This is a genomic window from Thalassomonas sp. RHCl1 (assembly GCF_947387555.1).
Lineage (GTDB): Bacteria > Pseudomonadota > Gammaproteobacteria > Enterobacterales > Alteromonadaceae > Thalassomonas.
On the sequence record NZ_CANDNZ010000020.1, the window covers coordinates 26,593 to 38,970 of the forward strand.

General features: G+C 48.9%; 6 protein-coding genes. All 6 read left to right on the plus strand.

Annotated elements, in window-relative coordinates; all coding sequences use genetic code 11:
* Positions 1–4 precede the first annotated feature (4 nt).
* Positions 5–202 (plus strand): DnrP protein, encoded by a 198-nt coding sequence (locus tag QL234_RS29405; protein WP_281561300.1) that lies wholly within the window; start codon positions 5–7, stop codon positions 200–202.
* 124 nt (positions 203–326) lie between these two features.
* Complete coding sequence (locus QL234_RS29410) at positions 327–1,421, plus strand: DUF2855 family protein (protein ID WP_281561301.1); 1,095 nt, start codon at positions 327–329, stop codon at positions 1,419–1,421.
* A 396-nt stretch (positions 1,422–1,817) separates the two neighbouring features.
* Positions 1,818–3,788, plus strand: coding sequence for an HlyD family efflux transporter periplasmic adaptor subunit (locus tag QL234_RS29415; protein ID WP_281561302.1), 1,971 nt, complete (start codon positions 1,818–1,820; stop codon positions 3,786–3,788).
* Positions 3,758–5,971, plus strand: a complete 2,214-nt coding sequence (locus QL234_RS29420) for an HlyD family efflux transporter periplasmic adaptor subunit (RefSeq protein WP_281561303.1) — start codon at positions 3,758–3,760, stop codon at positions 5,969–5,971. Before QL234_RS29415 ends, QL234_RS29420 begins: the two co-directional genes overlap by 31 nt.
* 407 nt (positions 5,972–6,378) lie before the next feature.
* Positions 6,379–8,610 (plus strand): efflux RND transporter periplasmic adaptor subunit, encoded by a 2,232-nt coding sequence (locus QL234_RS29425; protein ID WP_281561304.1) that lies wholly within the window; start codon positions 6,379–6,381, stop codon positions 8,608–8,610.
* Complete coding sequence (locus QL234_RS29430) at positions 8,607–12,011, plus strand: cadherin-like domain-containing protein (RefSeq protein ID WP_281561305.1); 3,405 nt, start codon at positions 8,607–8,609, stop codon at positions 12,009–12,011. Before QL234_RS29425 ends, QL234_RS29430 begins: the two co-directional genes overlap by 4 nt.
* Positions 12,012–12,378: the final 367 nt, after the last annotated feature.

Genomic DNA, 12,378 nt, shown 5'->3' on the forward strand with positions numbered 1-12,378 from the left:
CAATGTGAATACTGAGAATACGGTGCCGTGCTTATATTGCCTGGCAGAAAATGCCGTCGATGAAAAAAACTGTGGTCATTGCGGTATGCCGCTGGCGTTAAAACACCCGGAAAATAAAAGCAGCCGCCTGCGCTTTTTCAGTAAAGTGTTTGCGTTAATCGCGGTGTTTTGCCTGGTGATGGTGGCTTATCTGCCAAGATAAAAGAGCGGGCAGAAAATAAAGGCGCTTGTAACTCCTTGCAAGCTCTTGCAAGTAAAGGGAAAACCATGAATCATGATATTTTTCACTTTTTAAGCAGGACAAATAAAACAAGGAGCGCTTTATTATGACGGTTATCAGCACACGGACATTTGAAGTCGATAAAACTCAGCTGACAAAAACCCGGGTTACCCGCCAGGATGTTGATCAGGATTTAGGGCCGGATCAGCTCTTGCTCAAAGTCGATAAATTTGCTTTGACCGCCAATAACATCAGTTATGCCCTCACAGGAGACAGTTTGGGCTATTGGCGCTTTTTTCCTGCAAAAGATAACTGGGGCAGAATCCCCGCGATGGGCTTTGCCGAGGTGATTGCCTCTAATTGCCGGGGGATCGAAACGGGGGAGCGGGTGTGGGGCTTTTTGCCAATGGCCAGCCATGTAAAAATCACCGCCGGTAAAATAACCCCCTTTGGCTTTACTGATGTGAGTCCGCACAGAGCCGAACTGGCACCCGTTTACGCCAGTTTTGAGCGGGTAAAGGCTAATCCGTTTTACCGTGAAGAGAATGAAGATTACGAAATGCTGCTGCGGGGATTGTTTACCACTTCCTGGCTGGTGGATGATTTTATGTTCGATCATCAGTATTTCTCGGCCGGTCAGTACCTGATCACCAGTGCCTCAAGTAAAACTAGCATTGCCCTGGCTTTTGCCGTGCGTGAAAGGGGTGAACTGCCAGCCTTGGGCATTACCTCTATGGCCAACAGGGCCTTTGTTGAAAGCTTAGGCTGTTATGATCAGGTGATTAGTTACGATGAAATAACTTCATTGGATGCCACTAAAGCATCCATTTTGGTGGATATGGCTGGCAGCGGCAAAATCCTTAAGCAAATCCATCAACATTTTAACAATCAATTACGCTATTCATGTCGCATCGGTGCCACTCATCATAATGCGTTGTTTACCGGAGGGGATTTACCCGGTGCTAAACCGACTTTCTTTTTTGCCCCGAGCCAGATACAAAAAAGATCGCAAGACTGGGGGCGGGAGCAGTTGATGACATCTTTAGGACAAGCGCTGATGCGTTACCTGGCATTTGCCCAATCTGTGCTGGGGATAGCCTATAGCCGGGGCGAGGATGAGATAGACAGTGTTTATCAGGATATACTGAGCGGCCGGGCAAATGCCGATGTCGGCCATATTATCTCCATGTGGCAACAATAAGACGGATGCCGGCGGCTTAGGGTAAATAAAGGGGGCCTTTTTTACCCGCAGCGGGAAGCTTTACCAGTGAAAAGCTCTCCTGAAACGTGCGAACAATAGAGCATTTTCACTGGATATTACCGTAAATATTATTTTTGATAAAGGGCCTTAACCCGAGCCGGATTATAGCCAAGTCCTTAATCCGGCATGCCAAAACGTCGAAGTGTTAAATGAATTTTTAGCAATCACTCTGAAGTTTTTTATCTGATCTCAAGGTGCGCCATCCGGGCAAACTGAAATAAATTTTGCTTTCGGACAACAAGGGCACCTTATTGTAAGAGAGTGTCTCTATACTTGACAAAAAGCGAGTCTTATATCGTAATTATTGATAGATCCTAAGGAAAGAATTACTTTTTTATGGAAACAACGAGCCCATTGGTCAAGACTCCCGCAGAAGATGATGCTAAGGATCCGGACAAGGAGAGTGGCGCGTTCGAAGCTGTTTCCCCCCCTGAATCAGAATCTCTGGCGTCAGAGTCAACACAAGACACTTCTTCCGCGGCTAGTCCTTTTTCGGCTTCTGTTGCCGGCCCCGATAATTCTCTGAGTGAACTACAAGTCCTGGCGCTTAACTGGCTGAACTGGCAAGCGAGCATGGTATCCGGGGTTTTGTGCGGCGGGATATTTTTGCCGACAAAACATTCAAAGCCGGGGCAGGAGTTGTTGGCACAATATCCCCAAAGCGGTGCTAACCTGGTATTGCTTGAGCAAGTTGCCTGTTTAAGCCAGGCGTCGGGCAAAAGCAGTATACGTTTTAATCAGGAATATACCAGTAATCAGGGACAAACCTGTGACTTGCTTGCCTGTCCGTTAATGGTAGATGAAAAGCCTTCGGTGATTGTTGCCCTGGCGATTTCTCCCCGCTCTAAGCCCCAGTGTCATGCGGTGATGCAATTACTTGAATGGGGCATGATGTGGTTGGAATCTTTGCTCAGGCAGGAGGTTGCCTCCCGGCGGGAGCACTCGGCCATCATCTTAAAGTTACTTCACGGTGTGCTCGCTCATGGCAGTGTCAAAGCGGCGGCCCTCGAAGCGGCCAATGTCCTGTCCACAGAACTAGCCTGCCAGCGGGTCAGTATCGGTCTTTGTTATGGTCTGTCTGCGCGTTTGGTGGCTTTGTCCCATATTGCCCATTTTGAACGGGAGCGTGATTTTATCCGGGAAATTGAAGCGGTGATGAATGAAGCCATAGATCAGGGCAAGTCCCTGGCGTACTGTGAGGGCGTCACGTCTTCAAGTGCTGTGATGCAGGCACATGCCAGGCTGGCGAAACAGCAGGGTAATAAAGCGGTTTATACCCGGCTGCTTATCGGGCAATCCGGTGCTATCGGGGCCATTAGCTGTGAGCTTGGCAATAAGAGTGCATTAAGTAAAGAAAAGCAGGCCCTGTATGAAACGGTGAGCCGCTTGCTTGGACCCATTTTTGAACTCAGGATGAAGCATGAAGCATCCTGGTTAAAAAAAACGCTGGTCGCCTTGCGTTTCTCTGTCGGGCGTGTGTTGGGGTTGAGTTATCTGAAGGTGAAAATAATGCTGCTCTCGTTATTTGTCGCCTTGGTTGGCCTTTCTGAACTCACGGGGGCTTTTGAAGTTAAAGCTTCCGCCACCTTGCAGGGCAAGGTCCGGCAGTTGCTGGTGGCGCCGCAGGACGGCTTTATTAAAAAAGGTATGGTCAGTGCCGGCGACCTGGTCGAGCAAGGCAAGTTGCTGGCCACCCTGGATGACAGCCGACTACAACTGGAACGGCAGAAGTGGCAAAGTGAATTTAATAAGCTGAAAAAACAGTATCAGCAGGCTTTTTCCGAGCGAGAGCGCGCCCAGCTGGGGATTTTACAGGCCCGGCTCGATCAGGTAAGCGCTGAAATGCAATTGGTTGATGAGCAAATCGCCCGTACCCGGTTAAAGGCGCCTTTTGACGGTATCGTGCTCAGCGGTGATTTAGACCAGGCCCAGGGCTCGCCTGTGACCCGGGGTCAGGTGCTGTTTGAAGTGACGCCTCTGAACCATTACCGGGTGGTGCTTGAAGTGGATGAACATGATATTGCCCGTTTGCAATCGGGGCAGACCGGTACCTTGATCATGACGGCATTACCCGATACCCGTTTTAATATCACCCTGGAAAAGGTGATCCCGGTGGCGATCAGCAGTGACGGTTATAATTATTTTCGGGTCCAGGCCCAGCTGGAGCAACCTTCTTCATTGTTACGCCCCGGTATGCGGGGGGTGGCTAAAATTACCATAGCCCAGAGGGAGCTGTTGTGGATATGGACCCATGAGCTGAAAGAGCGCTTGTCCTTATGGCTCTGGTCACTGGGGGTCTCGGGGTGAGCAAGCCCGGTCAGGGGGACAACTGGCCTATGGTCAAAGGCATGAAGTTTTGCCTGGCCCCGCATATTCAGGTTTATCCCCAGTGCTACCGGGGAGAGTCCTGGTTTGTACTAAGGGATCTCACCAAGGGGCGGCACTTACGTTTTAATGCCCTGGCTTATGAAGTGATCGGCCGCCTTGACGGCCGGCGCACCCTGGAAGAAGTCTGGCAGCAGCTGCCCCTGGCTTCGGGTGAACAAGTCACCGCAGCTGCGCCGCCGGATGAGCAAACTTTGGACAAACGCCTGCTGAGCCGGGAAGATATGCTGCATCTGGTGGCGCAATTACATGCCATAGATGCCCTTAAAGGGGAGCTGTCTGTCCCGGTGGAAACCATGCTCAAACAGGACAAGCAGGCCCGTCATCACCGCTGGCAGCAAAAATTGCTGAATCCGCTGGCGCTGCGTTTTTCTTTGTTTGACCCGGACCGTTTCCTTAATGCGGCTATCCGCTGGATAAACCCTTTGTTGTCGAAAACGGCTTTTCTGGTTTGGCTGCTGGTTGTTTTACTGGCGGCAATGCTTGCTTTGGCCAATAGTACCAGGCTTTCCCAGGCCATCAGTCATGACCTTATGACGGTTGAAAATCTGTTGCTGTTGTGGCTGTTATATCCCCTGATCAAAGCCTGCCATGAATTTGCCCATGCTTTTGTGGTGAAATTTTGGGGGGGCGAAGTACATGACATGGGGATCACTTTGCTCATTTTTATGCCGGTACCTTATGTTGATGCTTCTTCTGCCTGGACCTTTCGGGAAAAAAGAAAACGTATCCTGGTGGGGGCGGCGGGGATCATGGCGGAGTTGTTTCTGGCGGCCCTGGGATTATTTGTCTATCTGGCGGTGGAGCCGGGGATTGTCAGCCAGGCGGCATTGTTTACCTTTATGACCGGCACCATTTCAACCGTGCTTTTTAATGCCAATCCTCTGTTACGCTTTGACGGTTATTTTATCTTGCAGGATCAGCTTGAGATCCCGAATCTTGCCAGCCGCGCTTCCCGTTATTACCTGTATTTGCTGCAACGTTACCTGTTTGCTTTCCCCCAGGCCCAATCACCGGTTACGGCTAGCGGCGAGCGGGGCTGGTTCCTCTGTTATGGTTTTGGCGCTTTTTTTTACCGGCTTTTTATGTTGACGGTGATCGTATTATTTTTGCTCAAGGACTATTTAATTGTTGGCGTGATTTTGGCCGTATGGGCCATCAGCCTGCAAATTTTACTGCCGTTATGGCGGGGATTTTCTTTCCTGCTGGCCAGCGAGAAACTGGCCGGGCACAGGATAAGAGCCGTGACGGCGATGACAGGTATCATAGCTGTGCTCACCTGTGCCTTGTTTTTTATTCCCGTTCCCCATACCAGCTTTGCCCAAGGGGTGGTCTGGGTACCCGAGCAAGCACAAATATATGCCCCGGGTGAAGGTTTTGTTGAGACGGCCTATCTTGCTTCCGGCACCCCGGTTGAAGCCGATACTCCCCTGGTGGAGATGAAATCTGCGGTGTTGGATAAAGATATTGCCGTACTTAAAGCTAAGTTGAAGCTATTGAAAATTGAACGGCAAAAAGCGTTAAAACAGCAGCCGGTGCAGCTTGAGATCATCAGCGAAGAAGCTTCGGCCATTGAGGCTGAACTGGCACAGCTTCAGCAGCAAAAGTCAGCCTTTAGTATAAAAAGCGGGCAGTCAGGTGTTTTTGTCTTGCCCGGCGATAAGCAACTTGCCGGGCAATACTTGCAGCAGGGAGAGCTGATTGGTTATGTTATCAGTCCTGAGCATCTTATCATCAGAGCCGTGGTTTCCCAGTCAGATATAGGCCTGGTCCGGAAAAAAAATAATACCGTGCAGATCCGGCTTGCCGAAGACCTCAATCAGGTCATCGACACACAAATTCTTAAAATGACGCCTGCGGGCAGCAAGCAGTTGCCCAGCCTGGCCTTATCGGTAGAGGGGGGAGGCAAAGTTGTGGTGCAGCGGGGAGAAGATGGTGCAATAAACAGCAAACAAGCCATGTTTCAAATTGATCTGGTATTACCTGAGGGGTTGTCGGTCAGCGGCTTGGGGGGCAGGGCTTTTGTCCGTTTTGATCATGGCAGTGAGCCCTTGGCGCAACAGTGGTTACGCCGTGGCCGACAGCTGGTATTAAGCCTGTTGTAAGTACATAGTGAAGTTAAGTTTTGCCTGAGCGGCTGTGGGTTCGGCTGTTTTAATCTTCCCGCGGTTTATCTTTTGCGCATCCGTCATTTGTTTCATCTGTATTTTCATTTTATTCGGCAAATATTTCGCTGTTTCGTCATTTTTTTCTTTCCTCCGGGTAAACCTGAATCGGTTTGGTTTTTCAGGGAAATACAATTAATCCCATGAAAGACAATGTCTTGGTTTTTTTCGCCCGGGATTGAGAACGAAATTTACTTTTTGGTGCAAAATTTGCTCCCTTCGTTAGGATGTTCCGTCTTGGGTAATAGGGAATGCAATGCCACTGTTATCATCTTTTTCTCATTACGGGGCGCTTGATTGGCTGTTTGCGGCGGCTGTTGGCAATCATGATGAGCAGGAAATGAGCGATGAAAAAATACTATAAATCAAAAGTGTTTCTCTTACTCGTTGGCAGTATGTTATTAGCTAAGGTTGGCGCCGAACAAATATCGAAAAATCATCAAAGCAGCGCTTTACCAGAATTTGATTGCCTGATCGAACCAGGGGAAGTGGTTGATGTCGGCAGTCCGGCCCCGGGCGTGATTGAAAAAGTCTTTGTCGATCGCGGTGATTATGTTGCATTGGGAGAGCCTTTGTCGAAACTCGACTCTTCGGTAGAGCAAGCCGCACTTGAACTTGCCCGTACCCGGGCCAGCTCAACCGTGGAAATTGAACTGTCCCGTGAAAATGCCGAATTCAGTAAACGTTTACACTTACGTAACCAGGCGCTTTTTAGTAAGTCGGCTATTTCTTCCCATGAGATGGATCGTCTGGCAACCGAACAAACCGTGGCCGAAATGTATCAGCAGGAGGCAAAAAATAAAAATGAAATAGCAAAAATGGAGTACCGGCGGGCGCTGGAGGTGGTCAACCAGAAAACTATTTTCAGCCCTATTAACGGTGTGGTCATGGAAAAATATAAGTCGGCGGGAGAGTATGTTGAAAATGAGCCGTTATTGAGGGTGGCGCAATTGCATCCCTTGCGCATTGAAGTCATTGTTGCGGCGGATTATTGGGGACAACTTATCCCGGGACAAACAGCACAGGTGACCCCTGAGTTTAGCGGCCTGGATACGCAAATGGCAAACATAGAGCGTATCGATCCTGTGGTAGACAGTGCCAGCGGTACCTTCAGGGTGCAGCTGGCTTTGCCTAACCCGGAGCATAAAATTGCTGCCGGACTGAAGTGCCAGCTGGCTTTTATGCATCAGCATGAACAGCTTGAACCGAAAAAACACGCCCGTTTTTCCGTGGAGAAAAAGCCTTTTGCTGCTGATGAGGTGAGCGCTAAAGGAGTGAAAAAAACGGAGAAAGCTCTTCAGCTATTTTCGCAGGAAAATGTCGGGCATGTCCGGGAAAAACCTGCCGTGAGCGTCAATGGTTATGTGGTACGCAGCAAGATTTTAAGTGAACAGAAGCAGGTAAAGGGGTTTACCAATCGCTTAAAAGCCGAAAAAATTAGTGATTATTATGTACAAAGCATAAAAGGTGAAGGCTATCGGGTTTCTCTGGGGCTTTACCGAAACCGGGACAATGCCCTCGGCCGGGCTAAAAAGCTCACCACCTTAGGGTTTGAGGTGGAACTGAGTCCGCGTTATAAAAGACAAAAAACGTCCGTAGCAGTGCTAAGTGGCGGCATTGAAAAAAGGGAGGTAAAGCCAGAGGCGGCAGATCAGGTCTCTGCTTTGTTAACTAAAGAAGCAAAGGCTAAAATGCCTCAGCTTAGCTTAAAGGCAAGTGCAACAGACAAGGGGCGTAAACTTGATACCGGAAGTTCCCGCAAGCAAGTAACAGTAGAGAAAAAGCAGCAGGGAGCTGCAAGTGTTAACGGCTATTTTGTGCGTAGTGCCTCTTTGCCCGAACGAGCTCAGGTTAAAGCACTCAGTGTCCGTTTAAAAACACAAAATATCCATGATTTTTATGTACAAAAGGTAAAAGGGCAAACTGGCTATCAGATGTCTCTGGGACTTTATCGCGGTCGGGAAAATGCGCTTCGCCGGGTTAAAACTTTGCAAGATTTAGGCTTTGAAGTTGAACTCATCCCCCGTTACCGGGCCTGTAGTTCTTGCCCGGCAAAAGCTTTGATGGCGAAGGCTAAAGCCAAACCTTTGCCAGTTGTCGCAAAAGTGAAAGCCGCAGAGAAAACGCCTGTGCTGACTTTGCCTGCCGGTGCCGGCACCTCGACTCATCAAGCGCAAAGGGCTGCCGGGATAATCCGTGATTATGCGGTTTATAGTGTGCCCTTTTTACAGCAAACTCAGGTCAAGGCATTCACGGCGCGTTTAAAAGCAAAAAATATTCGTGATTTTTATGTTAAAAAAGCCAGGGGAGAGCAGGAGTATACCGTGGCTTTAGGGGTGTACAAGCAGCTCGGCAATGCCCTTGGGCGGGTCACAAACCTGAAGTCTCTTGGTTTTGAGGTCGCGCTTAATCCGCGTTATAAAAAATGTAACAGTTGTCAGTTGAGCGGCCCGGCAAAAAGCCGAAAAATAACCGGTCAGATGACTTTGGAGGCTGATAAGCTGTCCCGGATCGTTACGGATAACAGCAGGTACAGCTCTGATGTGGAAACCTTTGCACAAATGAAGGTTGCGCCTTGAGCGTAACTTGCAGGGATGTCAAAGCTAATAAAGCCGGGGATAAGCTGGTGTTGTGCAGACAATCCCCTGTGCTTATGGAAGTACTGGAGCCGCGTTTACTGTATTCGGCAGATTTGCTGGCGGGAACGGTTGAGTTCAACCATTTTGATCCGGATCTGCAAGAAGATGTTCAAACGCGGTTGAATATTCTGGCCCGGGCAGAAAGTGAGCGGCCAACGGCAACTTGGCTCATAGGGCCAGCAAATGCAGATGTTTCTTTCGTTAATGCCGACAGCTCTTTTCATTCCCCGACCGGGGACAATGCTATCAGCCGGGATAGCTTGACCTATAAAGTCGATGACGGCACCAGTGATTCTAATATTGCGACTGTGGCTATGAAAGCTATGGTGGATGATGATCCCCCTGCTGTAGTAAACCAAAGCATGACGGTGGCAGAAGGGGCAAGCAATGTTGCCCTGACCTTAAATCATTTGCAAAGTACCGATGTCGATAGTGATGATGCCAGCCTCATTTATACTGTTACCGATGTCAGTCACGGCACCTTGTATATCAATGGTACCCCCTGGTACCGATCCGGTATTGGCGCAAATGATACTTTTAGCCAGCAAGATATCATTGATGGCAAGGTGCGTTATTCCCATGATGGCAGTAATACTGCCTTTGACAGTTTTACTTATAGTGTTGAAGACGGGGTCGGCAATCAAACGGCGGGACAGACTTTTATCATTTCGGTCACACCTGTGGCTAACCCTTCGCCTACCGTGGATAATTATCCCCCCACCGTGATTAACCAGAGCATGACAGTGGCAGAAGGGGCGGATAATACCCCGTTGACACTGGCCGAGTTGCAAAGTAGCGATAGTCATACCAGCGATAAAACACTGCTTTATACTGTAGGCAATGTCGCTAACGGGCATTTATTGATTAACGGCAGTGCCTGGGCTGCCGGCAGCAATGATACTTTTACCCAGCAAGATATTATCAATGGCAAAGTGTTGTATTCCCATGACGGCAGCAATACTTTATCTGATAATTTTACTTTTAGCGTTAAAGATGTTTTCGGTAACCTGCATAGTGAACAAAGTTTTGCTATTACCGTGATGCCTGTCGATGATGATACCGCGGTTGTGGTTAATCAACATCTGACGGTGACGGAAGGGGAAGTTAATATTGCACTGTCCTTAAATGAGTTACAAAGCACGGATGCCGATAGCGATGATGCCGCTTTGCTTTATACCGTAACTAATGTCAGCCACGGCACTTTAACCATTAATGGCAGTCTCTGGGCTTACGGCAGCAACGATAGTTTTACCCAACAAGATATTATCAATGGCAAAGTCTTATACTCCCATGACGACAGCAATAGCGATGTTGACAGTTTCCATTTTACTTTAGCCGATCCGGCAGAAAACCTGCTTATTGAGCAGGTATTTACCATTAAGATCAATCGTGTTGATGATGATCCTTCACAGATTTTTGGTGATATCAGCTTTAGCGGTAGTGAAGGGAATATAGCCAGCGGGGAGCTCAGTGCCAGTGATCTTGATGGCCTGAGCGACGGTAACTATTTTAGTGCCGGTCATGGCACTTATGGCTGGGCTGAAATAGACCCCGAAACAGGAGCCTGGTCTTATACGCCAACAGATAATAACTGGTTTGGCAGTGACAGCTTTATTGTCACCGTGACTGATGATTTAGGGGGAGTCACGGAGCAGTTGGTGACTGTCAGGCTGGCAGGTGTTGATGATGCGGCGCAGATCAGCGGTGACCTCTATTTTAGCGGCAGTGAAGGGGATAAAGTGAGCGGCGATATTAATGCCAGCGATGCCGATGGTCTTACCGACCAGAGCTATTTTTCGGTGGATTTTGCAAGTCATGGCCTGGTGGAGATAGATGCCCAAACGGGCAACTGGCTTTTTACGGCAAATGACAGCAACTGGTTTGGCAGTGACAGTTTTACCGTCACGGTAACCGATGATTTGGGCGGCACCAGCACTGAAATCGTCTTGATTGAACTTACCGGGGTCAATGATCCGGCAATCATCCTGGGAGATACGGCCGGCAGCTTGTTGGCAAATACAGATATCAGTGCCGAATTGGTAACCTCAGGGCTATTATCCATAGCCGATCCTGATCCCGGGGAAGCCCGCTTTGTCGCCGACACCTTGGCCGGATATTATGGGGAGCTGCAAATCGACAGCCAGGGCCAGTGGTTTTATTATGGCGATAACAACCAAGAGGTTATCCGGGCACTGGGTGAAAATGAAAAGGTGACGGAGCAGTTTACGGTAACCAGTGCCGACGGCACAACACAGCAAGTGATGATCACTATTAACGGTGTCAACGATGCACCGGTTATGCTTTATTCCCTGGCCGATCAGGTATTGAACCCTGAGAGTCATTTAAAGCTTATCTTTAGAGAAAATACTTTTATCGACCCCGACAGTAACGATAGCCTGGTCTATAGCCTGGTACAGGCGGATGGCTCCCCTTTGCCCGACTGGGTAAGCTTTAATGCCGAAAGTCTTACCCTCAGCGGTATAGCTGGTGCTAAAGACGCCGGCACCCTTACTTTGAAACTTATAGCAGATGACGGCGGCGCTCGTGCGACAGGGACCTTCTCGTTGACTGTTAATATGCCGCAGACTGCCGGTACGCCGTTAACTTCGGTGACGGAAAACACAGAAAAAATAAGTCCTGGGACAGAAAAGTTGGAGGAAGAATCGGTACTAACAGAGAGTGAAGTGACGGGTGAGGAAGCTCAAGCCCCTCAGGCGGATAAATCTGCTGTGACTTCGAATAGATCGAATAACACATTGGCGAGCCTGCAACAGGTAAATATCAGTCAGCATGGCCGCTATCAGGGGGCGACTTTTTCGTCTGTGCCGTTTGCATATGTGGCGGGAGAGACCAATGAGGTTGTCGGTAAGGCAATAACAAGCGAGGTTAAAGAAGTTTATCAGCAAGCCAAGGCATTAGAGCTTCTTGATCTGATCCCCTTGAATTTTTCAGGGCAAGAAGCTTTTGAGTTGTTAACCGAGGACCAGCGTATTGTCCGGGATAATGACGACTTCTTCCGGGAGCTGGATCAAATGCGCCGTGAGCTGAATGAGTCGGTCGCAGAGGAAGAGCTCGAAGCTGCTGTCGTGACAGAAGTAACTATGGGGGCAACTTTGTCGGTTTCTGTAGGGGTGCTTGCCTGGATTTTACGGGCAGGTTCTTTGATGGCCAGTTTCCTGTCCGTGATTCCTTTGTGGAAACAGTTTGATTTAATGCCGGTGTTGGGGGAGCAGGCAGTGAAGCCAGCCCGGCCTTTAAAGGAGGAGCAAGTTGACGAGCCGGAGGCACTGGAGGAAAGTATTTTTGATTCAGAAGGTGAAAACACTGATGAGTCCAGATAATGTGTATGCCTGCAGAAGGGCGGCAAAACAAGTTATTGCTCCGGGCGTATGGAAATTAAGCCGGAGTTTACCTGTCGATTATGCTGAATATCAGTCACCGGCTATAATTAATGGCTGTTATGCTTGCTGTATTGACTTGTTGTCCTGGTTTAATACAAAGGCATTGATGATTTGCTTGGCCGACTTGGAGCTCTGCGAGCTATATGTCAGTATAGGATAAAGGGATTTATTGTGGCTTCAGGACTTTATCAACATTTTAAAAGTACCTTTACCCGGGGGAGAAGCCATCAACTAAACAGGGGGGGGACTGAGCCTGAACTTTGTGATAAAAAGAGTGTACAACCGGGGAAACTGCTCAGGGCGCACT

Excerpts from the sequence above, each read along its gene's own strand:
- QL234_RS29410 (WP_281561301.1), top strand. The coding sequence starts at position 327 with ATGACGGTTATCAGCACACGGACATTTGAAGTCGATAAAACTCAGCTG.
- QL234_RS29415 (WP_281561302.1), top strand. The coding sequence starts at position 1,818 with ATGGAAACAACGAGCCCATTGGTCAAGACTCCCGCAGAAGATGATGCT.
- QL234_RS29420 (WP_281561303.1), top strand. The coding sequence starts at position 3,758 with ATGGCTCTGGTCACTGGGGGTCTCGGGGTGAGCAAGCCCGGTCAGGGG.
- QL234_RS29425 (WP_281561304.1), top strand. The coding sequence starts at position 6,379 with ATGAAAAAATACTATAAATCAAAAGTGTTTCTCTTACTCGTTGGCAGT.